This is a genomic window from Kordiimonas aestuarii (genome assembly GCF_025574465.1).
Lineage (GTDB): Bacteria > Pseudomonadota > Alphaproteobacteria > Sphingomonadales > Kordiimonadaceae > Kordiimonas > Kordiimonas aestuarii.
This window is the reverse complement of sequence record NZ_JAOBPP010000021.1, coordinates 1121305-1143585: the sequence shown is the minus strand read 5'-3', so window position 1 is coordinate 1143585 and position 22281 is coordinate 1121305. Positions and strand designations below refer to the sequence as shown.

Genomic DNA, 22281 nt, shown 5'->3' with positions numbered 1-22281 from the left:
ACCTACTCCGCCTCGCGGATTTCGAAATCCGTTGTGATGGCGGCAAGCGCTCCAAGCTGGACAGAGGCCGAACAGTATTTTTCTTTCGACAGCCGAATGGCGCGTTCCACATGTTTGTCATCAACGCCAACGCCGGTGATGACAAAATGCATATGGATTTTTGTGAAGTGGCGCGGGTGTTCTTCTGCGCGCTCGTTTGTCAGCTCAACCCAGCAGTCGGTGACTTTCTGGCGGGCTTTCTGCAGAATCATCAACACATCGATCGAGGAACAGCCGCCCGCTCCCAGAAGCAGCATTTCCATCGGACGGATGCCATGGTCGCGGCCCCCGCTCTCGGCGCCGGCATCCATCACCACCGCATGGCCGGACAGGCTTTCCCCCACAAAAGTCATGTCGCCTGCCCATTTTACGCGTGCGGTTTTGTCTGCCATCTTACTGCTCCCTATGCTAAACTTTAACTGCTTGTAGTCCTTCACTCCCGCGGGTGCAACATATGGCACACTTATCGCACAGAAATGCGACAAAACCGGCATTTTCCCGCACAGTTCTCGCACAGTTTCCGCACAGATTTATTGCCAAATTTCGCGTATTACGGGAATTTTATACTTGTGTCGCCTAGCTGCCACTGCGGGTATTTTTTCATTATCGATCTAAAAAAATCGCTGGCCTTGAAGGCATCAACCCAGCCCCGCACGTGCGGATAGGGCGCTGTCTCCCACCAGCCATTGGCCGCGCCTGAAAACTGGCGAATGAAGGGCAGTATGGCATAATCCGCAAGGCACGCCCTGCCCCCAAAAAGCCAGGTATTCTGCGCCAGACGTGCCTCCAGCACCCTCAGGAATTCCTCCGCGCCCGCGCGGTGCTCAAAGGGGTCGGCATCCTCATAGCGCGTGGCATATTTGAAGCGGTCCAGATCATGCTTGAAGTCACCATCATTCTGGCCGATCAGGTCCAGCATGTCTTCAAGGCTGCCGCTCTCAGGAGCCAGCCAGCCCTCCGGGTCGTTCTGGCCAAGCGCCCAGCGCATGATATCGAGGCTTTCGTCAATTACGCTATTGTTTTCAAGCACTAACACCGGCACCGTGCCTTTGGAGGAAGCGTCCAGCATGGCCTGCGGCTTGGCACGCAGCACCACCTCACGCAGGTTCACGCCCACGCCTGCCGCTGTAATGGCCAGCCGCGCCCGCATCGCATAGGGGCAGCGGCGGAAACTATAGAGTATCGGGCGCGCGCCGGTCATCGGACTCACGCCCCCTCCGCTTTAAGCGGCTGTTCAGCCTCGTCTTCAGGGGCGCGCGGTTTGGTGATGCCGATGTGCTTTTCACCACGCCTTTTGGCCAGCATGATCTGCTTCTGCCGCTCGGCAAAGCGCTCTTTCTGCTCTTCCGAGGTTTCCTCATGGCAATAAGGACAGCTCACACCCTCGACAAACTCAGGCAGTGCCATTTCTTCCTCCGCCACCGGGCGGCGGCAGGCGCGGCACATGTGATAGTCACCCGGCTCCAGCCCGTGGCGTACGGAAACCCGCTCGTCAAACACGAAACAATCCCCTTCCCACAAGCTCTCATCCTCGGGCACTTCCTCAAGATATTTCAAGATGCCGCCCTCAAGGTGATATACCTCGTCATACCCCTGTTCTTTCATATAAGCCGTTGATTTTTCACAGCGAATACCGCCCGTGCAGAACATGGCGACCTTGGGTTTTTTGAGAAGATCCTTGTTCTCGGCGGCCCAGGACGGGAACTCGCGGAAAGACTTGGTCTTGGGATCAACCGCCCCTTTGAAGGTCCCTATCGCAACCTCATAGTCGTTGCGGGTATCAACCACAATGGTGTCCGGGTCCGAGATCAGGGCGTTCCAGTCGCCGGGCTGCACATACGTGCCCACCGTGCGATTTGGGTCGATGCCTTCCACCCCCATGGTGACAATCTCTTTCTTGAGCCGCACTTTCATGCGCAGGAAGGGCGCCTTGTCGGCCCAGCTTTCCTTGTGCACCAGGCCTTCAAAGGCCGGAATAGTGCGCAGGTAGGCCAGCACACGCCTCAGCCCATCTTCCGGGCCAGCAATGGTGCCGTTGATGCCTTCGGCGGCAAGTAGCAGGGTGCCCTTGACGTTGTTTTCAATGCAGATTTCAGTGATAGGCGCCTGCAGCGCTTCATACTCCGGCAACCTCACAAACTTATAGAGGGCCGCAACCAGATAGTTCGACATGTCTTTTCCATTTCAGTTAGCCGACTCGCAAAGCCGGGTCCAAAAATCGCGTGCCTTATACAGGCGTCTCGCCGCTTTGTAAAACCAGCACGACCAAACACAATTTTCGCGACAGAAATTTCACCGCTGGACGCCGCCAATTGTTGCGAATGATAGTCAGACTGATTCTAGTCTATAACGCCAAAAAACCGTTTAATTTCATGATATTAATAAGAGTTAGCAACTAGGAAAAAGGCTTGGAAATATGCTATGGTGCGCCTATAGTGACGCGCAATCAGCGATAGCGATACCAGTGACATACTGAAGGAGGTTCGTCATGAAAGGCGACAAAAAAGTCATCCAGCATCTCAATGTGATTCTGAAAAACGAGCTCACGGCGATCAACCAGTATTTCCTGCATTCGCGCATGCTCAAGGATTGGGGCATGAAAAAGCTGGCTGACAAGGAATATGAAGAGTCGATTGATGAGATGAAGCACGCCGACAGCCTCATTGAGCGCATCCTCTTCCTCGAGGGGCTGCCCAACCTGCAAGACCTCGGCAAACTGATGATCGGCGAGGATGTAAAAGAAATCCTGACCTGCGACCTGGGCGTTGAACACACAGCGCACAAGGACCTCAAGGACGCCATTCAGTATTGCGAGGAAGTACGCGACTATGGCTCGCGCGAGCTGCTTGAAAGTATCCTTGAATCAGAGGAGGAGCATATCGACTGGCTTGAGACACAACTGGGTCTGCTCGAGAAAATGGGCTACCAGAACTATGTTCAGTTGCAAACACCGCCCGCCGAAGACTAAGGCTGCATACTGGCCACGGGCCCTAAACGCATAAAAAAAGCCACCGCACGCACGGTGGCTTTTCTGTTTCCCCAACCATACACCCTGGGGTGTCCTGAAATATCGGTTTGCCCTATTCGGCGGCCAGAATGCGCCGGGACGGCATCTCTTCCTCAACCACGCTTGTCGCGCAGTCGCGGCACGCGCCACAGCAGAACCCGTTACCGAGCGACAGATAGGCTTCCTCAGCCGTGTTCACGCCACCCTCACGCACGGCGGAACGGATATCGCGGTCAGTATAGCCATTACACAAACATACATACATCGGCGTTTGCTCTCTCTGCGATTGCGAACAATTCGCAGTATCAATACCTCAGGAAAAACCCCCGGTCAAGCGAAACCCGCACTCAGCATGGCTTTGCGTTCATTATGAGAGAGAATTTTCGACAACTGCGGCGCTAAATATAGTATTTATATAGAAAATTCTCGGCACAGCAGGCACGGGAGATTGATATCGTTGTGCTGTATCAGGCGGCGGAGCGCGGCAGGGGGCAACTGGCTGAGGGGCGGCCTGCCCGGTGCGGGCAGAGGGCGGGGTCGGTGCTCGCCGCAAGCCCGCGTCAGTCCGAAACAAGATGTCATTCCCCCAATATCTGTCTATTATTATTGCGCGTACGGGCAAGGCGCACGAGCACGGCACAGGATAACATGATTGTAAACCTCCATAACCTTACAATGACTGCGGCGGGTCCAACACCGGTTAAGCGGCCGCTTGATATCCTGTGGCTGTATTGGCGCAAACTTTTGAAGACGGGCAGTGGCAGTATACCACTCAAGTCTGAAATCAGCATTAGCGGCCTTGGCAGCACCCTGCCGAATATTGTCCTGAGCGAACGCCTGGACGACGACAATGTCATCATCCGCCTTGCCGGCACCGCCGTGGAAAACATCACGGGGCAACCGCTCGCCGGCCTCAACCTCCTGGATCTCACCCCCCCCACCCAGAGAGACCGCATCAGGCGGGTGTATGCCAACCTTTTCACCGTGCCATGCGGTTTCCATATCTCGGAATCCATCCGGGTTAAGGATGGCAAAAAATATACGCTCGGCGCTCTTGTGCTGCCGCTGGCTGCAGCTGATGGCGCGGCCCGGTTCACCATTGGCCAGTATGCGCTATCGCGAAACGGGTTTGAAGACGACGAATTCAAGGCAATATCGGTTATCGAACATCGCCAGATCGACCGGTTCGGGTATGTTGACGTCGGCGCGGGACTGCCCGAGTGACCTGACCAGACGCCGCGCCGCGGGCAATACCCCCATCGGCTTCATCACCCGCTCCACACTCATTTCCCTCATCGGCCGTCTCAACTCCCGGCTGAAATTCTGCCGTATTTTTGCCACGCCCCCATGCTGGTATGGCTTGCTAGGCTGAATCTTATTTTGTTGGATTCATCAAAGTTTCAAAATGCGCTGCGAGGAGAGAGTGACAGTTTGAGAAATCCTCCGTGTCAGGCGGCAAAATATGTTAGACTGCTGAAGGTTTCGCGTTTCTGTTCCTTCAGTTTTTGGAAATGGATATGCCCTTCGATACTCGTAACCTGCGCCCAAAACGTATCGCCCTGTTTTCCGGCAACTATAATTATGTGATGGATGGCCCGGTCCGGGCTCTCAACCACCTTGTCGGTTTTCTCGAGGCGCAGGGGGTCGAGGTTCTTGTGTTCGCGCCGACAGCCAAGGAAGCCGCGTTCCGCCACAACGGCACACTCGTGTCCGTACCCTCTGTCGCGCTGCCAGGCAGCCGGAGCGAATACCGCCTGGGCCTGGGCCTGCCGCGCCGGATCAAGCGACAGTTGGCCGCTTTTGAGCCGGACCTCATTCATCTTGCGGCGCCCGATATTCTTGGCTGGCGGGCGCAGGCCTGGGCAAAGAAAAACCATGTGCCCACGGTCGCGTCTTTCCATACACGCTTCGACACCTATGGCCGCTATTACCACATGGCATGGCTTGAAAAATATGTCACCGCCCTCATGCGCAAATTTTACCACCGCTGCGAGCAAGTCTATGTGCCAAGCGACTGCATGAAGACCATCCTCTCGGAACAGAAAATGGCCAAGGATATCCGTATCTGGAGCCGAGGTGTCGACGCCGGGCAATTTAATCCGGCACGCCGTGACATGGCATGGCGAAGGGTAATGGGTATTGCCGACAGTGATGTGGTCATATCCTTCGTCGGCCGTCTTGTGCTGGAAAAGGGTCTTGATGTCTTTGCCGATACGCTGGATGAACTCAAAAGACGCGGCGTGTCTTTCAAGGCGCTGATTGTCGGTGACGGTCCCGAACGGGAGCATTTTGCCCAAAAACTGCCTGATGCGGTTTTTACCGGCTATCTGCAAGGTAGCGAGCTCGCCCGCGCCTATGCCAGCAGTGATATATTTTTCAATGCCAGCATTACAGAAACATTCGGGAACGTAACGCTGGAAGCCATGGCGTCCGCCGTTCCTGCCGTCTGTGCCGACGCCACCGGCAGCCGCTCACTGGTTACGCCGGGCGAAAACGGTTTCCTTGTCGAACCCGGCAATATCCCGGCGTTTGCCGACAAGCTTGAGCGGTTGATCCACGACCCCACACTTCGCAAGTCGATGGCAAAAGCCGGCTATGCCATGAGCCGGGACCGCACATGGGACGCCGTGTTGAACCGTCTGCTTGATAACTATAGCGAGGCAGTCACAAAATACCCCAGGCGAGTGTGGCGGAGCGATCGGCGGCAGGACCTGTCGGCGGCGGAATAAACCCTCTACCCGCAGATTTGACGGCGGGTGCCCACATAGCCCATAAAGCGGGCGTTTCACACACCCCTGACCCTCAGGATTGATGAGGCACAGGTATGAGATCATGAAGGCTACCGAGTGCAGGCGATAAAAAACCTATTCTCCACCGCGACATTTGAACGGGTGCAGTCCAACCGACCGCTTATGCTCACGCTGAAGGCGCTTCAGGTGCTCTTCATGGTGGCTGTGGTGCTGTACCTTGGCAACAAGCTGGCGACCGTCGGCTGGCAGGAGGTATGGGCATCTCTGCCGACCACGCCGTGGTTTTACATCATTTTCATTGTGATGTTTTTTGCCTTCCCCGTTGCGGAACTCCTGATCTACCGGCTGATGTGGGGCGTGGACTTCAAAGGCCAATTCGGCATGTTTGTCCGCAAACGTGTCTACAATTATGCGGTGCTCAGCTACTCAGGCGAAGCCTATATGGCCTTCTGGGCCCGGCGCAGGCTCAACCTTCGGGACCGGGTGATCTTTTCCACCATCAAGGACAGCAATATACTGTCCGGCCTCGCCTCCAACAGCTTTACCGTCATTATGCTGGCGATCTTTTTCCTGACCGGGCAGTTAAGTGTTATCACCAACGCCGCCCCGGATTATAAAAGCTATCTGCTGCTGGCGGTGCTTGTGGGGCTTATCCTTGTGCCGGTGGTATTGCGCTTCCGCAAACACATTATCTCGCTTAAGCCAGATGTGGCGAAAAAGGTCTTCCTTATTCACCTGATACGGCTTGTCCTGCTGCTGCTGTTGCAGACCCTGCAATGGAGCGTGGTCCTGCCGGATGTGCCCTTCAACATGTGGCTTTTGTTCCTCACCGCCCAACTGGTGTTAACCCGTGTACCCTTCCTGCCTAACACAGACCTTCTGGTTGCAGGCCTTGGCCTCACGCTCATGGGTTATGTGGACGCGCCGCAGGCCACCCTTGCCAGCATGTTCCTTGCCGCGGGTGCCTTGTCGCAAGTGATGAACTTTGCTGCTTTTCTCGCGACCTCCGTCCGCCTCTATGCACCGCGCCAGCGGCCTGGGACACAACAGGACGACGACGATGGCATGGAACTGGATGATGAGAAGTTTTCAACCAAATCTATCTGACCGGGCCACATGGCGTGGCATATTAAGACTTGGATTATCACGCCCTCCGCAATAAGCTGACTGAATGGTCAGGATTGACGGATCGGCTTTTCTGACACTTCCGGCAAGGTTATATCCGGGTCATATCGTGTTTGGCAAGAAACAGGCGCGGGCGTCGTTACCCGCGCGCAAATCAGGGTGAGTAAAGTGTCCTTAGTTGCGTATACCGGTGCGGTTTTTCACATGACGGACGATCCGGCCGTTGTCGGGGCAGAGGCATCCTTCCAGTATGAAGCCGACGGCATGCTGGTCATCGACGACGGCACCGTACAAGCGTGTGGCCCCCGGACGAGCCTTGCCACAAAGCTGCCTGAGGACACCCCGGTTGTTGACCATAGTGGCAACCTGATCATCCCCGGTTTTATCGACACCCACATCCATTTCCCGCAGCTGGACATGATCGCCTCATTTGGCGAACAGTTGCTCGACTGGCTTGAGCGTTACACCTTCCCCGAAGAAGCCAAGTTCGCCGACCCGGCCCACGCCGGGGAGTGCGCAGAATTTTTTATCACAGAGTTACTGCGCAACGGCACCACGAGTGCGCTGGTGTATGGCACCGTGCACAAGCAGTCTGTCGAGGCGCTTTTTGAGGCAGCTTACAAACGCAATATGCGGCTCATCGCCGGCAAGGCGCTGATGGACCGCAACGTGCCCGAGGGCGTGCGCGACACCGCAGCAGGCAGCGACAAGGACAACCGCGACCTGATCAAACGCTGGCATGGCAAGGGGCGTATCGGCTATGCTATCACGCCGCGCTTTGCCCCGGCCTGCTCTGACGAGCAGCTCACCCTTGCAGGCAAGCTGCTGGCTGAACACCCGGATGTGCTGATGCATACCCACTTGTCGGAGAACACATCGGAGATCGACTGGGTGAAAAAGCTGTATCCGACAGCAAAGGATTATCTGGACGTCTACGACCGCTTTGGTCTTCTGACCGACCGCAGCGTCTTTGCCCATTGTGTGCATCTTGAGGGCGAAGAGTTCCAGCGCATGGCCGAGGCAGATGCCGCCATCAGCTATTGCCCAACCTCAAACCTGTTCCTCGGCAGTGGCCTGTTTAACTTGAGCGAGGCTGAAAAATACGGGGTAACGGTAGGGCTTGGCACGGATGTGGGGGCCGGCACCAGCTTCTCGATACTTGAGACGATGAACGAAGCCTACAAGATCTGCCACCTGCGAGGCCACCGGCTTGACCCGTTCAAATCCTTCTACCTTGCCACGCTCGGCGGTGCAAAGGCGCTCAATATAGCGGACAAGATAGGCAACTTCGAACCTGGCAAAGAGGCTGACTTCCTGGTCATCGACGGGTCCGCAACACCGCTTCTTGAACGCCGGTTGAAGAACTGTTCCGGCGTTGACGAAACGCTCTTTGTCCTCTCGATGCTGGGCGATGACCGGGCCATCAGCCACACCTATGTAGCGGGAGAGTGTGTGCACAGCCGAGACTAGATCTCCGGCGGCTTGCTGGCGGCTATCGCCGGTGTGCTTGGCAACGACGCCCTCGCCTATACCTTCAAGAACGGCGCGGCTTACCGGCCAGATCTTAAAGATATGAAACTTCAGGAATTGGCAACTTGCCATGCGGGAGGCCTGTTTTGATCAGGCAACAAAAAAGGGCTTCGCTTTTCAGCTAAGCCCTTGTTTTTGAGTGGCGCACCGGGGAGGATTCGAACCCCCGGCCCCCAGATTCGTAGTCTGGTGCTCTATCCAGCTGAGCTACCGGTGCACGCCATCAAAACAGTCACGCAACCGGGTGTGGTTGCGGTGTGCGGCGCAACCTAATCAGATTAAATTTATATTGCAAGTGAGAAATCTGTTTTTCTTGTTTCTGCCACAAATCAGGCGTAGCGTATGCATCGCAACTACCCGGAAAATAAGGCTTTTACAGTGAAAATTGGCTTAAAATACGTTTCAATTTTTATCTCACTTTCCGTCCTCGGCGCCTGTTCGCACAAGGATGACAACTGGCCGAATCTTTCGGACCCGCTGCCCGATACAGAAGCGCGCAATAAAACGGAAACAGCGTCTATTACACCGAGCGTTAAACCCCCTGCTCCGCCACGCCCGGTGCTGTCCGGTGAAGCCGCAGCGCTGCCGGACGCACAGGACCCTGTGCCGCAAACCGCCGATGAAGCCAGCATCCTCCTCGAGGACATCAAAAAAGCCCTCAGGGAAGAAACACTGGCATACCGGCAGGCTGTCGCCAAACTGGGCACTGTCGCAGACGGTGATGTGCAGGATGCGTGGTTCAGTGCCCAGCTTGCGCTCACGCGTCTTAGCCGCACAGCGTCCCGCCTTGATCCGCTGACGGAATTGGAAATGCCAAGGGTGAAGAGCGAAGCCTTAACCGAGGCAGATATTATCGAACGTTTTGTGGTCGGCGAACGCCAGCGTCTTGCCGATAGCGAACCCCAGTAAACGCCGGCAAAAAAGGCTTTTCAACCTGCTGCCATGACCGCCTTTTGTACTGCCCTTGCCATACAGTCCGCGGCCAGCGTGCCGACAACGGTCAGGCAGCCGGCAAGATTTTCAGGCACCGGCGCCTCGCCTGTTGCCACGCAAAAGATCGTATCGCCGTCATAGGGGGAATGAATGGGCTTGATGGACTGTGCGAGACCATCATGTGCCATGATCGCAAGTCGCCTGCAGGCTGCCTTGTCAAGCGTCAGGTTCGTGGCAATTACAGCGATTGTGGTGTTGGTACCAACAAAACCAACCTTCGGCATATCAATGGTACCGGCCTCAAAGGGTTCGCCGTCCCCGGCGCGCCCAAAGCTGTTTACGGCAACAAGGGCCGCGACCACGGTGCCATCATCCATTACATAACTGGCGCTTCCGATACCGCCTTGCACACCGCCCGCCCGGGCGCCAAAGCCTGCACCAACGCGGCCCTGCTCTACCTCGGTCGCCAGCGCGTCAACCGCCTTGATGCCCAACTGGCGATATGGGGGCTCCAGGCCCCAATCCTTGTTCCCGTCATTGGTGAGATCAAAAAGGATCGCCGCAGGCACCACCGGCACTGCCTGCGGTGCGACTTTCAGACCAATCCCCCGCTGCGACAGTGCCACCGTGACCCCGTCAGCCGCGGCGAGACCAAACACTGAACCACCCGACAGCACAACCGCATGGACGTGGCTGACAAGGCAAGTGGGGTCAAGTGCCTCAATCTCCCGCGTGCCGGGCGCGCCACCCCGCACATCCACCCCCATGGCGGCAGGTCGGTCGGGCACAATTACCGTCACACCGGTGCAGGCATCCGCATCATGGGCTTGCCCGACCTTCAGCCCGCCCACATCCGTGAGCGAATCTGTTGGTCCCGGTTGTGCTTGGATACGCATGTCAGTCGTCCGCTTCCTCACCGGGGATGCACATAACGAAGGTGGTGCCATCGGGGCCGGTCTCTTCAAGCCCGATCTGACCGCCGTGGGCCAGCACAATATCGCGTGCGGTGGCGAGGCCAAGGCCCGTGCCGCCCGCGCGCGCGCTGGAGAAGGCCTTGAAGAGGCTCGGCCGCACATGTTCCGGGATGCCCGGGCCACTGTCCGTTACCGTGATGTGCACAGTCCCGTCGCTATCGCGGCGCGCGCTGACCGCAACACGCCCTCCTGCGCCCTGCACCTCGTGGGCATTCCGGCACAGGTTCAGAAGCACCCGGTGCAACTGTTCGGGGTCTGCGTAAATCTGGAGGTCGTCGTCAACCGCGCAGTCGAAGGTGAACTCATCCGCGTCAAGAATACCCAGTGACATGGCTACATCACGCACAATATCAAGCAGCGAGCTCCAGCGTTTTTCCGGCAACGGGTCGTCTGCCTTGCCGTGCCTGATCGTGCTTTCGCACAGCGCCACAGCCCGGCTGACGGCAGACACAAGGCGCCGCGACACACGCTGCACGCCGGGGTGGTCAACCCGTTGCAACGCGTCCGACGCCAACTGTGCGGTCGCGAGGATGTTCCTGAGATCATGATTGATCTTGGCAACTGCCTCACCCAGGGCGGCAAGGTGGGATTTCTGTCGAAGGTTTTGCCTGAGTTCATCCTGCATACGGACAAGCTCGCGCTCCACAAGGCCAATCTCGTCCGGGCGACGGCTTTCACGGGACCGTTTAGGCACCGCTTCGGGCTGGCGTCGGAACGCGACTATTCGGTCTTTCACCCGCCGCATGGGGCGCACAAGCATCCAGTGCAGCGCCAGATACACAAGGATACCGGTGAAAAGTGACGTGAGAATCGCCAACACCAGTATATTGTTGGAATAATTGGCCAGCGCCCGGTACAGCCCCGCCTCGTCCATCGTGACTTCCAGAAGCCGGGTACCCGGCAGCATGGGGTCCCCGATCACCCGGATCACGCGGTTGCCCCCGGCTTCAAGTGTGTCAAAGGCTTCCATGATCAACATGCCAAGCGACGGGTTTCTGAGGTCATAGGTCGCGTTCACCTCGTCCGGCATCACATCAAAACCCAGCACAAGGCTCTTGTCCTCCCGCCGGACGATAATAGCGATCACACCTGATTGCCTGAGAAGCCGCTGCTCCAGATCAGGGCTGACCATATTATTGGGCGCTTCCTCAAGCGCGAGTACAGCGATCTGCGCGTTCTCCAGCCGTGTCTCTATATAGTCCTGGCGAAAGGTGGCGATGGACGGCAAATAAACAAAGACCGACACCCCCATCACAAAGATAAAGGTGAGAATCAGCAGGCGAGACCTGAGACTGGATGTAAATGGTCTGTAATGCTCGGGCATAAAATGTCTTGAATCCCATCCTGCCTGTAATTGCAAGTAAACTAATGTCACCACGCGAATCGGCGCTGGCTTCGCTTGAACAATCCCGGCTGAAGTCCTTCCCTCCTGTAGATTTGGCTACATTTTTGTGGCCTACAACCAAAATTTCGCGAAAAGGCGCCGAAATTATGTTAATAACTGCGGTCATGCGCTGTTGACTTGGGGCTGACCTGCGAGTATACAGCGCGCTCGAAATTTGAACGCCGGGCCGTGACTGAGATACAAGGCTAGGCGATAAAGCTGGAGTAAGACAAGTGAAACGGACCTATCAACCAAGTGTGCTCGTTCGCAAACGTCGTCACGGTTTCCGTGCCCGCATGGCAACCGTTGGTGGTCGCCGGGTGCTGAACGCACGCCGCGCGAAAGGCCGGAAACGCCTTTCGGCGTAGAGGTCTTTGGGGCGCTCACGCGTACCGCGTAACACAGATGAAATGCCGACCGCGAGATATCCGGTCGGCTTTCGTTGTTTTTGGGCTTATGTTGGCCGACCGGCTGAGAATGCCCAGACAAAGCAAGACAGACATGGCACCATTCGACCGCATCAAAAAACGGCCTGAATATCTGGCGGTAGCAGACACCCAGCGCAAGTGGGTGACCCCGGCTTTTATCGTTCAGGCCATGCCGGGCGAATCGGATGAGCCTCCCCGTGCCGGGTTCACGGTCTCGAAGAAAGTTGGCAACGCTGTGGCCCGCAACCGGGCGCGCAGGCGGCTCAAGGAAGTCGCCCGTGCTGTGCTGCCGGCCCACGGCACCCCCGGATGGGCCTACGTGTTCATCGGGCGGCAGGCTGCCATAAGCTATGATTTTGAGAAATTAGGCGCGGATATGCGCTGGGCTCTTGCAAAACTGGCATCGGGCGCCGACTTAAAGTCCGACAAAAGGCAAGCACGGCGCGGCGGGCCCCACAATCGCAGCAAGGGAAAATAATGCAGGAGACTGGCAACATACGCACCTCCCGCACCTCACCCCTGGGTTGGGTTATCCTTGGCTTTATCAAGTTTTATCAACTATTTATCTCCCCCATCCTTGGGCCGAGCTGCCGCTTTCAGCCAACCTGCAGCGCCTATGGGCTTGAGGCGATCCGGCTGCACGGCGCGATCCGGGGCGGGTACTTGACAATTCGTCGCATCCTCAAATGCCATCCTTGGGGTGGATTTGGTTACGATCCTGTGCCACAAAGCGCACGCTATAACGCGTCCGATGGGTCGCAAGAGTGTGCATGCAGCACAATAAAGAAGAGTGAAGAGGCCGAAGTGGAACGGCCGCATGATCAGGGTATGACATCTCATGGGTGACAATAAGAATTTTGTGCTTTTTGCCGCGCTATCGCTGGCGATCCTTCTCGGGTACCAGTATTTTTACGCTGGCCCCAAAATGGAGGCCGCTCGTCAGGAAGTGGAAGAAGCCCGCACCAGCGCAGCCACAGAAGAGGCGCTGGCCCCCCGCGAGGTTGCCCCTGAGGACGACACCACAGCAGAGGTGGTGGAAAACGAACCGGTTCTCGAAGAGGCTGGCAGCGTCAGGATCGAAACCCCGGAGCTTTCAGGCTCGCTTGCGCTGCGCGGCGCCCGCTTTGATGATCTGTTGCTGACCAAACACAAGGTCAGCAAGGCAAAGGGTGCACAGAATGTACGTCTGCTGTCCCCCGTTGGGGCACCCGGCGCCTATTTCGTCCGCTACGGCTGGTCCGCGTCCGGTCAGAACCCGGATGCCGTGCCGAACGCCAGCAGCATCTGGAGCGCAGACAGCGACACACTGGCCCCCGGCAAGCCGGTGACCCTGAGCTGGAACAATGGCGAAGGCCTTGAGTTCCGCATGAAAATCGAAGTCGACAAGGAATTCATGTTCACCATCACGCAAAGCGTCCTGAATTCCACTGACGCCACCTTGCAGATAGCGCCTTATGGCCTTATCAGCCGCCGCGGTGAGCCGGATACCGCCGGGTTGTATATCCTCCATGAAGGCCCCATCGGCGTTTTCAACGGCACGCTTGAAGAAAAGTCCTATTCCGACCTTGAGGACGACGGCAATTTTGAAGTCAGCTCCACCGGTGGCTGGATGGGCATCACCGACAAATACTGGATGACCACGCTGATCCCGGCGCAGGAGGCCGAACTTTCCCGCGCCCGTTTTGTCCGCCGCGCGACAGGTGGCGACGTCAGCTACCGCGTTGACTATGTTGAGAACTGGCAAACCCTGCCAGCAGGCGGCACTCTTGAGAGCTCCAGCCATTTCTATGCAGGCGCCAAGATTGTCGGCACGATCGACCACTATCAGGAAAAGTTCGGCATCGCGCTGTTTGACCGCACGATCGACTGGGGCTGGTTTTACTGGCTGACCCGTCCGATCTTCAAGGGGCTGCATATGCTGTTCAACTTCACAGGCAACTACGGTGTCGCCATCCTGTTGATGACCGTGATCCTGAAGCTTGCGCTGTTTCCGCTGGCCAACAAGTCCTATGTGTCCATGAGCCACATGAAAAAAGCACAGCCGAAGATCAAAAAGCTGCAGGAACGCTACAAGGATGACCGCCAGAAACTGCAGCAGGAGATGATGGCGCTATACAAAAAAGAGAAGATCAACCCGATGGCGGGCTGCCTGCCGATCCTCGTCCAGATCCCGATCTTCTTCGCGCTTTATAAAGTGCTGTATGTCACCATCGAGATGCGTCACCAGCCGTTTGTGGGCTGGATTCAGGATCTCTCGGCACCTGACCCGCTGACTCCTATCACGCTGTTTGGTGCCCTTGACTGGAACCCGCCCGCCTTCCTGGCCATTGGCGTACTGCCGATCCTGATGGGCATTTCCATGTGGCTGCAACAGAAGCTGAACCCGCAGTCTGCGGCCATGGACCCGACCCAGCAGAAGATCATGAGCTTCCTGCCCCTCATCTTCACCTTCATCATGGCACCGTTCAGCGCAGGCCTTGTGCTTTACTGGACATGGAACAACACGTTGTCCATCGGACAGCAATGGGTGATCATGCGCCGGGAAGATGCCCGCCAGGCCGCCAAAGAAAAAACGAAAGCCTAAGCCGTAAATGGAAGAAGAGCGCTTTACCCAGGCAGATATGGAACGTGGCCGGCTTCTTTTTGCCGGCCCCGTGGACTTTGTCATGGGCGCTGTATCCCTACAAACGCTGCCCGGCGCCGACCGTCCGGAAATTGCCTTTGCCGGCCGTTCGAACGTGGGTAAGTCAAGCCTTGTGAATGCGCTGACAGGCCGCAAGACACTGGCGCGCACCTCCAACACGCCGGGCCGCACGCAGGAACTCAACTATTTTGAGATCGGCCGCGAAGCTGACCAGCTTTCGTACCTCGTGGATTTGCCCGGCTATGGCTACGCCAAAATCGAACGCAAGAAGGTGCACGCCTGGACACGGCTCGTGAAAGACTACCTGCGTGGCCGCCCAAATCTCCGGCGCATCATGCTGTTGATCGACAGCCGCCATGGCCTCAAGGAAAATGACCGCGAGATCATGACCATGCTGGATGAGGCCGCTGTTAACTATCAGATCGTGCTGACCAAGCTCGATAAACTCAAGGTCGCCGACCGCGACAAGATCCTGAAGAAAACCCAGGAAGATGCCAAGAAGTTCATCGCCTGCCACCCGATCATCCTCGCCACGTCAAGCGAAAAGGGCTGGGGTATCCCGGAGCTTCGGGCCGAGCTGGCACAGACAATGGCCTTCTGATCTCCCTACCAGCTAGGGCCAAGGAAATACCGTGGCAGCTTCCCCCGTTAACAGGCTTGAGCTGAGGCTTTCACCAGAGGGTGGTCCGTACGGCCCGGTATTTGATATCTATGTTGACGGCGTTAATTTCCTTGAACGCGTCAGGGCGTTTGAAGCCGGCCATACTGACACCATCGCCGGGGCTTATGTGCCCTACCTGACGCTGGAACACACACGGGCGCTCCTGCAGCTTCCACGAAATGGCATCACGCCCTACGCCTGTGATTGCGGCGAACCGTTCTGCTGGTTTCTCACCTTTGACGCCGCGTCAGAATATGGTTTTGTGCGCTGGCACAGATGGTCAAACCCCTACCGAGACGACAAGAGCAAGGCAAAAGACGGCCTCTACTGGCGCTACAGGGATTTCCCGGACCTTGTGTTTGAACAGGCAGCATACAGTACCGCTGTTGAGCGCGCGCTGGCGACCGCGATACGCAAATAAAACACAGGCCCATGTCGAAAGTACATCCCTGCCACACGTCAACACGGTATAAGGGGTAAAAGGGCATATCGCCCGTCGCCCACAGTACCGGAGACGACCATGGCACAATTCATGATGCTGCTACACGACAAGCTGGATGGCTTTTCAGCGCTTTCCCACGATGAGATGATGTCGGTGATCAAGGAATACACCGCCTGGACAGAGAAGATGATCGCCGAAGGCCGATTTCTGGGTGGCGAGAAACTCAAGGACGAACCGGGCCGTAATCTACTTGCTGGCACGGACGGCATCGAAACGCACGCAGGCCCTTTCACTGAAACCAACGAAATGATCGGCGGCTACATGAGTATCGAAGCAGCCGACTATGACGAGGCGGTCAAGATCGCCAAGACCTGCCCACACGCCAAATATGGCCGTATCGAACTGCGCGAGATAGACCCGATCAAATAATGAGCGCCGGGCCCGACACCGAGGTAAAACAAACACTGGACCGGCTGTTCCGCCGCGAGGCGGGACGGCTGGTTGCGACGCTCACCCGGAAGCTCGGTGCCCACAACCTCACACTCGCTGAGGACACAGCGCAAGAGGCCCTGCTCTCAGCAAGCCGTAGCTGGCCATTTGATGGCATCCCTGACAATCCATCCGCCTGGCTGCACACCGTTGCCTATAGGAAAGCGATTGACCTGCTACGGCACCAGAAAGTGGCGGAAAACGCCATGCCTGCCCTTGAGACCGCGACAGCCCATACGCCAGATTCTTTAGCCGGCATCACCGATGCCGAGTTGCGGCTGGTCTTCCTGTGTTGTCATACGGCGATCCCCGAGCAAGATCGCCTTGCCCTTACCCTCCATATCGCGTTCGGCTTCAGCGCCCGGGAAATTGCGCGGCTGTTTTATACCGGGCCTGCTGCCATGTCTGCGCGGCTCACCCGCGCCAAAGATCAAATCAAGGCGCGCTGTCTATCCTTCGACATGCCAACCGCAGGGGAGCTGACCCCACGCCTGTCGTCCGTGCAGAAAGTTGTTTATCTGGCTTTTTCGCTGGGCTATAGCCCCGGGCATGGGTCAAAGGCTGTCCGCAGCGACATCGCCTTTGAGGCCTTACGGCTGGCGGAAAACCTGACGCAGATACCCGAGACATCCGGCGGCACGGCAAGCGCGCTTGCCGCGCTCCTGAGCTTTCAGGCATCGCGGCTGGCAAGCCGCACGGACACAGCGGACAAATTTGTACCCTTCCAGCACCAGGACAGGAAAAGGTGGGATGAAGGGTTAATTGCCCGGGGCTTCAATCATCTGCGTCGTGCCAGCGCCGCAAGGGAAGTGAGCCGCTACCACCTTGAAGCTGGCATCGCGTCATTACATGCGCTCGCTCCGTCGGCCGAAGCGGCGGACTGGCAGCAGATTCTGAAGTATTATCAGGCTCTCTCGGACATGACTGCCTCGCCTGTTGTAGCCCTTAACCATGCGGTAGCCATATCAATGGCTGGCGACAACGCGGGTGCCATAACAAAGCTTGAAGCACTGTCCGAACAAAAGGCACTTGTAGGAAATATCTATTTCCACACCGCACGCGCGGAAATATTGCATCGCCTCGGTCGCAGTGATGACGCACGGGTAGCCTTTAACAAGGCCCGTTTCAGCGGCGGCAGCGACCCTGACATGAGATATCTTGACCTACGCCTCAGCAGCTTCGACTGACGCTAGCCAAATGCGGCGATTGTCTCTGCCGAGATTAAACGAAACCGGCTTATCAGGCCCTCCATTTCCGGCGCACGTGCGGCGCGTGCGGCCTCTTCAATGGCCAGGCAGGTCTCGCCAAGGCGCATCGCACCAAAGCTGCGCGCTGCACTTTTAAGGGCGTGGGCCTGAATTTCCACCTGTTCAAGCTCGCCCTTCAAAGCGTGTTCGGCAAGGGCAGACCCCGTGCGTTCAATTTCCTGCTTGAGTGATCCAATCAAGAATGCCGCGGATTCCTCACCGACATCTGCCGTGAGTTTATCCAGTGTAGGCTGATCGAGAAGCGGCATCTGACCCCCCATAATGCTCTCCCTCATTAAAATGGCAGTAAGGACACCAGGCCCTCTCTGCTATATGCTGCTCAGGTATACGCTACTCAGGCGCGAGCGGTTTACTCAGCCGGTAGACGCCCTTCAGGCCGTCCGGCGACACGGGCTTGCGTTTGCGCAGGAAGGAAAGCTCTCCTGCATGGTAAAGCGCTGTCGCTTCCGCACGGATTCGCGGCAGATACTTGCGCCAGTCCTCGTCTTCACCGGCCAGCGCCTGTGCAACATCGCGTGGTGCGACGCTTTTCTCGGCACCTATCTGCCGTACAATCTCGTCACGTACCGCTGTATCTGCCACTGTCACCTTATTTCCCTTCAAATTACCATCTTTTCGGCGCTTTTTTGCTTTCCCCTATGGTCATGCCGGGCTAGTGTCCGCCAATGATCAATAAGGGGTCTTTCATGCAAAAAGCACTGAAATTCGCAGCGATCGCCGCAATCCTCGGCGTTGCTGCCTGCAGTAACGATAGCAGCGAAAACGAAAAAACAGAAGACGCCAAAGATGGCGCCCCTCAAACCCAAGACCAGAAAGCACCTGATACAATGACTGAACAAGCCGAGTTCAAGGCTGCCAACCTCGCCTACCTCGAAGAAAACAAAAAGAAAGACGGCGTAGAGGTTACGGCTTCCGGCCTCCAGTACCGTGAGATCGAAAGCGGCGACGGCAAAAGCCCGACCGCCGAAGATTTTGTCACGGTGCATTACGCTGGCCGCCTGATTGACGGCACCGAATTTGATTCGAGCTACAAACGCGGCGAACCGGCCACTTTCCCCGCTGGCCGCCTGATCAAGGGTTGGACCGAAGCACTGCAGATGATGCAGGTTGGTGACAAGTGGGAACTGGCGATCCCGGCCGATATCGCTTACGGCCCGGACGGCGCCGGCGGCGTCATCCCGGGTGATGCGACCCTTGTGTTTGACGTTGAACTTCTTGGCGTAATGACACTGGAGGAAGCACAAGCCGAAGCACAGAAGCAGGCTGAAGCGTTCAAGATCCAGCAACTTGCCTTCCTTGAGCAAAACGCAAAGCAGGACGGCGTTGAAGAGACCGAAAGCGGCCTTCAGTACCGGGTGGTCGAAGAAGGCGAAGGCCAGTCGCCTGAAGCCACATCAATGGTAACCGTGCATTACGCAGGCAAACTGACAGACGGCACAGAGTTCGACTCGAGCTACAAGCGCGGCGAACCGGCAAAATTCCCGCTGGACGGCGTGATCAAGGGCTGGACCGAAGGTTTGCAGATGATGAAAGAGGGCGCCAAATACGAACTCTTTATCCCCTATCATCTTGCCTATGGTGAACGAGGGTCACGCTCCATCCCGCCATATGCGACGCTTGTCTTTACTGTCGAACTGGTTTCGGTGGACAGCTAAGAGAAATAACAGAGGACGCCGTAGCAACGCTCAAGCACATGCTGGAAAAAGAAGTAAAATCCGATATCCAGCAGCGCCAGTATCAGAAAAACTGGCAGCGCAATATATTTGAGCACAGCCCCCACGGCCCCAAAAGTTATACGGGGTGGCGCGATGCGCTGCCCCATTACTTCTTCCGCATTGTCATGACGTTTGATCATGCCGCGATCATAGCCGGGGCGACACAGCATGCCTAGCGCAGATCGCAATCCCCTGACCGAATACCACATCAGCAAGGGACCGATTGAGCCGGATGTCTGGCGTGCCTTGCCGGAGAGTATGCCGCTTCCGTTGCAACAACACTGGGCTTACGGCCGGGCGCTTGAGGCGATCGGCGTACCGGTTGAGATGTGGCAGACGGCTATGGATGACAAGCCAACAGCTTTTTGCCTTGCAGCCAAGCGCAGCCTTGCGGGCGTCATCAAAATCACCAGCATCATGCGCGGGCCGCTCTGGCTGGCGCCCGACACCAGCCTAAAGGACAAGGCCGCCTTGCTTGCAGCGCTCAAGGCGCAGGCAAACCCCTGGCGGTGGCGTTTCCTGATGCAGCAACCTGAAATCGAGCGGTCGGAAGACGCCCTGCAGCAGTTGAAACGCGCAAAACTCAAGCGTATCATCACCGGCTATTCCACCCCGTGGCTAGACCTCAGGCCGACCGTTTCAGACCTGCGTGCCAGCCTCATTGGCAAATGGCGGAACCAGTTGAGCCGCGCTGAAGACGCACACCTGACGATCAGCATTGGTGGCCGGAAAGACCACCAATACAGCTGGCTCATTGAAAAAGAGGCAGAGCAACGCAAGGGACGCGGCTATCACGGCGTGCCGCTTGGGCTGGTCCCGCTTTTCGCCAGGGCTCTTGGGGATACGGGGGCGCAGGCAGCGCTATCGGTCACCGCCCTTTCCGGCAAACGCAAGATCGCCGGCGCCCTGTTCCTGCTGCACGGCAACAGCGCCACCTATCACATTGGCTGGGCAGGCGAGGAGGCCCGCGCGGTACATGCCCAGAACCGTGTGCTGTTTGAAGGCATGCTAGCGCTCAGGGACCGTGGTATCAGCTTCCTTGACCTCGGCGGCATCAACACGTCAGACGGCGCAGGCATCGCGCGCTTTAAGCTGGGCACCGGGGCAAAGCCGGTCACGCTTATCGGCACCTATATCTGACCTCAAGGTGATGGTTCGCCGGTCTCTGTCTCTTTTTTTTCGATGAATTCCTGCTGCGGCTTTTCGTTGAACTCAATTTCGATTTCCGAGGTCCGCGACAGATGCAGCAGATACCCCACCAAAAGCGCGAGAAAGACCACCGCCGCTGTGGCGGAATACCAAAAAATATCGCGAGACTTCAGACCTGCCGCAGTTTCGAGATTGCCTGCGTAAGCGCTTCGTCCCCGGCATAAGGCAAGCTGGATACCGCCTCCAAAAGCGCCTCGCGCGTGACCGGCTCACCTCCGACCGCGCATAACTCTTCCAGAAGACGCACAAGGCGCGGTTCAAGCGGTCTTGTTTCCCTGCCGACCAGAAGCCGGTTTCCGTTTGGATCAAAAACCACCTCACCGATCAGTTTTCGGCCCATGCCCGCAATCTCTCGCAATGTTTCTCAACCTTTTCGTCAGGACAAAGCGGCCACTTTCGGGGCCCTCTACAACACAGATACGGCGCGTATTACCGATCTGTCAAACGAGCAATGGTACAAATAAAGCGAGGACATGATGCGACTGCTTACGTTTTTCTGGTCATGCTGGCGGCGAGCTTATCTTCGGCGGCAGATGACAACCCTGACAACGACTGGCTGGACCGCCAGGCACTGGATTCCTTCCTGAGCGACGCAAACAGCAAAGGCTTCGTTGGGGTTGTCGGTGTCTCAAACGCCGACGGCACGGTCTATATGCGCGGTTTTGGCGACGCGGCCGCGGGCAAACCTTATGATGAGAGTACCATCGCCGACATTGCGTCGATCACCAAACAGTTCACAGGTGCCGCCATTCTTAAGCTGAGGGAACAAGGCAAACTGGCCCTTGATGATCGGCTTGACCGTTTTTTCCCCAAGGTGCCGGAGGACAAGGCGGCAATTACCCTTCATCAGTTGCTGACACATACCGCTGGCTTCCCCGACGGGATCGGAAAGGATCAAGAAGCCATCAGCAGGCAGGACTATCTGGCGCGTGCCTTTAAAGCCCCTCTCATCCTGAAACCTGGCGAGCGGTACGAATATTCCAACGTGGGTTTCAGCCTGCTTGCTGCGGTGATCGAGAAGGTCTCGGCACAAAGTTACGAAACCTACCCTTTTTGAGAACCTGTGGAAACCGGTGGGCATGTTCACCACCGGCTATGACCGCCCCGACTGGCAGGGCCATACACTGCCACACCTCAGCAAACCCGTGGAAGGCCTGTTCACCGCGAAGGACTGCTCGACCGCACCCACGGCGATGCCTGGCATCTGTTTGGTAACGGTGGTGTATTAAGCACAGTAGGCGACATGCTGCGCTGGCACCGCGCCCTGCTTGGCGACAAGATCCTGTCGGGCGCCTCAAGGGAACTTCTGTTCAGTGCGCACGTACCAGAGGATGCGGACGGCGTGTATCACTATGGGTATGGCTGGTCGGTCGTGCCGAACTATGACGGCAAAAAACTGGTCTGGCACAATGGTGGCGGCTATTTCAGCCGGGCGGAGCTGTGGCGATTCCCTGAAGATGGCACCGCTTTTTTCGTCGCGACCCACGATCCCCGTGTCGAGCCATACAAAATCGCGGACGGTCTCGCGCTTATCCTGCATGGAAAAACGCCGGAGCCGGTAACTCCCTGAATTGCGAATTGCGGTAGCCCCTGAATTAAATAACCGTCATAAACGTCTATCCCGTGGCGCCCGTGGTGCCACGGGTTTTCAGCGGCCCTATACCCATCCAATACAAAAAAATC

At 57.1% G+C, this 22281-nt stretch carries 26 protein-coding genes, 1 tRNA gene and 1 pseudogene; 17 read left to right on the top strand and 11 right to left on the bottom strand.

Annotated elements, in window-relative coordinates; genetic code table 11:
- Nucleotides 1-2 precede the first annotated feature (2 nt).
- The 3 genes from OEU85_RS17800 to trhO form a co-directional block, all read right to left on the bottom strand.
- A complete protein-coding gene (locus OEU85_RS17800; protein ID WP_262692879.1) occupies nucleotides 3-431 on the bottom strand; it encodes an OsmC family protein in 429 nt (142 codons plus the stop codon).
- 158 nt (nucleotides 432-589) lie between these two features.
- Nucleotides 590-1240, bottom strand: a complete 651-nt coding sequence (locus tag OEU85_RS17795) for a glutathione S-transferase (protein ID WP_262692878.1) — start codon at nucleotides 1238-1240, stop codon at nucleotides 590-592.
- 5 nt (nucleotides 1241-1245) lie between these two features.
- Nucleotides 1246-2211, bottom strand: a complete 966-nt coding sequence (gene trhO / locus OEU85_RS17790; protein ID WP_262692877.1) for an oxygen-dependent tRNA uridine(34) hydroxylase TrhO — start codon at nucleotides 2209-2211, stop codon at nucleotides 1246-1248.
- A 316-nt stretch (nucleotides 2212-2527) separates the two neighbouring features.
- On the opposite strand from trhO, the gene bfr reads away from it, so the two are divergent.
- The gene (gene bfr, locus OEU85_RS17785; RefSeq protein ID WP_262692876.1) at nucleotides 2528-3007 is read left to right on the top strand and encodes a bacterioferritin; all 480 of its coding nucleotides are present in this window, start codon (nucleotides 2528-2530) and stop codon (nucleotides 3005-3007) included.
- Nucleotides 3008-3119: 112 nt separating this feature from the next.
- Here bfr and OEU85_RS17780 read toward each other — a convergent pair whose 3' ends face one another.
- On the bottom strand, nucleotides 3120-3311 hold the full coding sequence (locus tag OEU85_RS17780) for a (2Fe-2S)-binding protein (protein ID WP_262692875.1): 192 nt from the start codon (nucleotides 3309-3311) through the stop codon (nucleotides 3120-3122).
- A 410-nt stretch (nucleotides 3312-3721) separates the two neighbouring features.
- Here OEU85_RS17780 and OEU85_RS17775 point away from each other — a divergent pair, with 410 nt between their 5' ends.
- From OEU85_RS17775 to guaD, 4 genes are all read left to right on the top strand, one after another.
- Nucleotides 3722-4270: a PAS domain-containing protein gene (locus OEU85_RS17775; protein WP_262692874.1), complete on the top strand. Its 549-nt coding sequence runs from the start codon at nucleotides 3722-3724 to the stop codon at nucleotides 4268-4270.
- Nucleotides 4271-4563: 293 nt separating this feature from the next.
- Complete coding sequence (locus OEU85_RS17770) at nucleotides 4564-5775, top strand: glycosyltransferase family 4 protein (RefSeq protein ID WP_262692873.1); 1212 nt, start codon at nucleotides 4564-4566, stop codon at nucleotides 5773-5775.
- A gap of 117 nt (nucleotides 5776-5892) precedes the next feature.
- Nucleotides 5893-6903, top strand: a complete 1011-nt coding sequence (locus tag OEU85_RS17765) for a hypothetical protein (protein WP_262692872.1) — start codon at nucleotides 5893-5895, stop codon at nucleotides 6901-6903.
- A gap of 186 nt (nucleotides 6904-7089) precedes the next feature.
- Nucleotides 7090-8391, top strand: a complete 1302-nt coding sequence (gene guaD, locus OEU85_RS17760; protein ID WP_262692871.1) for a guanine deaminase — start codon at nucleotides 7090-7092, stop codon at nucleotides 8389-8391.
- A 200-nt stretch (nucleotides 8392-8591) separates the two neighbouring features.
- Here guaD and OEU85_RS17755 read toward each other — a convergent pair.
- Nucleotides 8592-8668: transfer RNA gene (locus OEU85_RS17755), tRNA-Arg, on the bottom strand.
- A 125-nt stretch (nucleotides 8669-8793) separates the two neighbouring features.
- Here OEU85_RS17755 and OEU85_RS17750 point away from each other — a divergent pair.
- Nucleotides 8794-9360, top strand: coding sequence for a hypothetical protein (locus OEU85_RS17750; protein ID WP_262692870.1), 567 nt, complete (start codon nucleotides 8794-8796; stop codon nucleotides 9358-9360).
- Nucleotides 9361-9380: 20 nt separating this feature from the next.
- Here the strand turns inward: OEU85_RS17750 and OEU85_RS17745 are convergent, their stop codons facing one another.
- Both OEU85_RS17745 and OEU85_RS17740 read right to left on the bottom strand, forming a co-directional pair.
- Nucleotides 9381-10280 (bottom strand): P1 family peptidase, encoded by a 900-nt coding sequence (locus OEU85_RS17745; protein ID WP_262692869.1) that lies wholly within the window; start codon nucleotides 10278-10280, stop codon nucleotides 9381-9383.
- A gap of 1 nt (nucleotide 10281) precedes the next feature.
- Nucleotides 10282-11682, bottom strand: a complete 1401-nt coding sequence (locus OEU85_RS17740) for a HAMP domain-containing sensor histidine kinase (protein WP_262692868.1) — start codon at nucleotides 11680-11682, stop codon at nucleotides 10282-10284.
- Nucleotides 11683-11975: 293 nt separating this feature from the next.
- Between OEU85_RS17740 and rpmH the strand changes: the two genes are divergently transcribed.
- The 8 genes from rpmH to OEU85_RS17700 all read left to right on the top strand — a co-directional run bounded on the left by rpmH (nucleotide 11976) and on the right by OEU85_RS17700 (nucleotide 17593).
- Nucleotides 11976-12110 (top strand): 50S ribosomal protein L34, encoded by a 135-nt coding sequence (rpmH, locus tag OEU85_RS17735; RefSeq protein ID WP_262692867.1) that lies wholly within the window; start codon nucleotides 11976-11978, stop codon nucleotides 12108-12110.
- A 133-nt stretch (nucleotides 12111-12243) separates the two neighbouring features.
- On the top strand, nucleotides 12244-12648 hold the full coding sequence (gene rnpA, locus OEU85_RS17730; protein ID WP_262692866.1) for a ribonuclease P protein component: 405 nt from the start codon (nucleotides 12244-12246) through the stop codon (nucleotides 12646-12648).
- Nucleotides 12648-13016 carry a membrane protein insertion efficiency factor YidD gene (gene yidD, locus OEU85_RS17725; RefSeq protein WP_394805428.1) on the top strand — a complete coding sequence of 123 codons (369 nt, stop codon included), beginning with the start codon at nucleotides 12648-12650 and terminating at the stop codon, nucleotides 13014-13016. Before rnpA ends, yidD begins: the two co-directional genes overlap by 1 nt.
- Entirely contained in the window at nucleotides 13009-14754 is a 1746-nt protein-coding gene (yidC, locus tag OEU85_RS17720; RefSeq protein WP_262692865.1) for a membrane protein insertase YidC, read from the top strand. The genes yidD and yidC overlap by 8 nt, the downstream gene beginning before the upstream one ends.
- 7 nt (nucleotides 14755-14761) lie before the next feature.
- Nucleotides 14762-15415, top strand: coding sequence for a ribosome biogenesis GTP-binding protein YihA/YsxC (gene yihA, locus OEU85_RS17715; RefSeq protein ID WP_262692864.1), 654 nt, complete (start codon nucleotides 14762-14764; stop codon nucleotides 15413-15415).
- 31 nt (nucleotides 15416-15446) lie between these two features.
- Entirely contained in the window at nucleotides 15447-15896 is a 450-nt protein-coding gene (locus tag OEU85_RS17710) for a hypothetical protein (RefSeq protein ID WP_262692863.1), read from the top strand.
- Nucleotides 15897-15995: 99 nt separating this feature from the next.
- Nucleotides 15996-16346: a YciI family protein gene (locus OEU85_RS17705; RefSeq protein WP_262692862.1), complete on the top strand. Its 351-nt coding sequence runs from the start codon at nucleotides 15996-15998 to the stop codon at nucleotides 16344-16346.
- A complete protein-coding gene (locus OEU85_RS17700; RefSeq protein WP_262692861.1) occupies nucleotides 16346-17593 on the top strand; it encodes an RNA polymerase sigma factor in 1248 nt (415 codons plus the stop codon). The genes OEU85_RS17705 and OEU85_RS17700 overlap by 1 nt, the downstream gene beginning before the upstream one ends.
- A 2-nt stretch (nucleotides 17594-17595) precedes the next feature.
- Here OEU85_RS17700 and OEU85_RS17695 read toward each other — a convergent pair whose 3' ends face one another.
- Both OEU85_RS17695 and OEU85_RS17690 read right to left on the bottom strand, forming a co-directional pair.
- The gene (locus OEU85_RS17695) at nucleotides 17596-17934 is read right to left on the bottom strand and encodes an Hpt domain-containing protein (RefSeq protein WP_262692860.1); all 339 of its coding nucleotides are present in this window, start codon (nucleotides 17932-17934) and stop codon (nucleotides 17596-17598) included.
- 70 nt (nucleotides 17935-18004) lie between these two features.
- A complete protein-coding gene (locus OEU85_RS17690; RefSeq protein ID WP_262692859.1) occupies nucleotides 18005-18262 on the bottom strand; it encodes a DUF3253 domain-containing protein in 258 nt (85 codons plus the stop codon).
- Between the two features lie 98 nt (nucleotides 18263-18360).
- Between OEU85_RS17690 and OEU85_RS17685 the strand changes: the two genes are divergently transcribed.
- On the top strand, nucleotides 18361-19329 hold the full coding sequence (locus tag OEU85_RS17685) for an FKBP-type peptidyl-prolyl cis-trans isomerase (protein WP_262692858.1): 969 nt from the start codon (nucleotides 18361-18363) through the stop codon (nucleotides 19327-19329).
- On the opposite strand, the gene OEU85_RS17680 is transcribed toward OEU85_RS17685, so the two are convergent.
- On the bottom strand, nucleotides 19326-19529 hold the full coding sequence (locus OEU85_RS17680; protein WP_262692857.1) for a hypothetical protein: 204 nt from the start codon (nucleotides 19527-19529) through the stop codon (nucleotides 19326-19328). The genes OEU85_RS17685 and OEU85_RS17680 overlap by 4 nt on opposite strands.
- A 28-nt stretch (nucleotides 19530-19557) precedes the next feature.
- On the opposite strand from OEU85_RS17680, the gene OEU85_RS17675 reads away from it, so the two are divergent.
- A complete protein-coding gene (locus OEU85_RS17675) occupies nucleotides 19558-20529 on the top strand; it encodes a GNAT family N-acetyltransferase (protein ID WP_262692856.1) in 972 nt (323 codons plus the stop codon).
- 178 nt (nucleotides 20530-20707) lie between these two features.
- Here OEU85_RS17675 and OEU85_RS17670 read toward each other — a convergent pair whose 3' ends face one another.
- Complete coding sequence (locus OEU85_RS17670; protein WP_262692855.1) at nucleotides 20708-20938, bottom strand: winged helix-turn-helix domain-containing protein; 231 nt, start codon at nucleotides 20936-20938, stop codon at nucleotides 20708-20710.
- Between the two features lie 111 nt (nucleotides 20939-21049).
- Between OEU85_RS17670 and OEU85_RS17665 the strand changes: the two are divergent.
- Nucleotides 21050-22168: pseudogene (locus OEU85_RS17665) on the top strand (serine hydrolase domain-containing protein).
- Nucleotides 22169-22281: the final 113 nt, after the last annotated feature.

What these genes read in the sequence shown, in the direction of transcription:
- OEU85_RS17800 (WP_262692879.1), bottom strand. Translation starts at nt 431, where the DNA reads ATGGCAGACAAAACCGCACGCGTAAAATGGGCAGGCGACATGACTTTT.
- OEU85_RS17795 (WP_262692878.1), bottom strand. Translation starts at nt 1,240, where the DNA reads ATGACCGGCGCGCGCCCGATACTCTATAGTTTCCGCCGCTGCCCCTAT.
- trhO (WP_262692877.1), bottom strand. Translation starts at nt 2,211, where the DNA reads ATGTCGAACTATCTGGTTGCGGCCCTCTATAAGTTTGTGAGGTTGCCG.
- bfr (WP_262692876.1), top strand. Translation starts at nt 2,528, where the DNA reads ATGAAAGGCGACAAAAAAGTCATCCAGCATCTCAATGTGATTCTGAAA.
- OEU85_RS17780 (WP_262692875.1), bottom strand. Translation starts at nt 3,311, where the DNA reads ATGTATGTATGTTTGTGTAATGGCTATACTGACCGCGATATCCGTTCC.
- OEU85_RS17775 (WP_262692874.1), top strand. Translation starts at nt 3,722, where the DNA reads ATGACTGCGGCGGGTCCAACACCGGTTAAGCGGCCGCTTGATATCCTG.
- OEU85_RS17770 (WP_262692873.1), top strand. Translation starts at nt 4,564, where the DNA reads ATGCCCTTCGATACTCGTAACCTGCGCCCAAAACGTATCGCCCTGTTT.
- OEU85_RS17750 (WP_262692870.1), top strand. Translation starts at nt 8,794, where the DNA reads ATGCATCGCAACTACCCGGAAAATAAGGCTTTTACAGTGAAAATTGGC.
- OEU85_RS17745 (WP_262692869.1), bottom strand. Translation starts at nt 10,280, where the DNA reads ATGCGTATCCAAGCACAACCGGGACCAACAGATTCGCTCACGGATGTG.
- OEU85_RS17740 (WP_262692868.1), bottom strand. Translation starts at nt 11,682, where the DNA reads ATGCCCGAGCATTACAGACCATTTACATCCAGTCTCAGGTCTCGCCTG.
- rnpA (WP_262692866.1), top strand. Translation starts at nt 12,244, where the DNA reads ATGGCACCATTCGACCGCATCAAAAAACGGCCTGAATATCTGGCGGTA.
- yidD (WP_394805428.1), top strand. Translation starts at nt 12,648, where the DNA reads ATGCAGGAGACTGGCAACATACGCACCTCCCGCACCTCACCCCTGGGT.
- yidC (WP_262692865.1), top strand. Translation starts at nt 13,009, where the DNA reads ATGGGTGACAATAAGAATTTTGTGCTTTTTGCCGCGCTATCGCTGGCG.
- yihA (WP_262692864.1), top strand. Translation starts at nt 14,762, where the DNA reads ATGGAAGAAGAGCGCTTTACCCAGGCAGATATGGAACGTGGCCGGCTT.
- OEU85_RS17705 (WP_262692862.1), top strand. Translation starts at nt 15,996, where the DNA reads ATGGCACAATTCATGATGCTGCTACACGACAAGCTGGATGGCTTTTCA.
- OEU85_RS17700 (WP_262692861.1), top strand. Translation starts at nt 16,346, where the DNA reads ATGAGCGCCGGGCCCGACACCGAGGTAAAACAAACACTGGACCGGCTG.
- OEU85_RS17695 (WP_262692860.1), bottom strand. Translation starts at nt 17,934, where the DNA reads ATGGGGGGTCAGATGCCGCTTCTCGATCAGCCTACACTGGATAAACTC.
- OEU85_RS17685 (WP_262692858.1), top strand. Translation starts at nt 18,361, where the DNA reads ATGCAAAAAGCACTGAAATTCGCAGCGATCGCCGCAATCCTCGGCGTT.
- OEU85_RS17680 (WP_262692857.1), bottom strand. Translation starts at nt 19,529, where the DNA reads ATGATCAAACGTCATGACAATGCGGAAGAAGTAATGGGGCAGCGCATC.
- OEU85_RS17675 (WP_262692856.1), top strand. Translation starts at nt 19,558, where the DNA reads ATGCCTAGCGCAGATCGCAATCCCCTGACCGAATACCACATCAGCAAG.
- OEU85_RS17670 (WP_262692855.1), bottom strand. Translation starts at nt 20,938, where the DNA reads ATGGGCCGAAAACTGATCGGTGAGGTGGTTTTTGATCCAAACGGAAAC.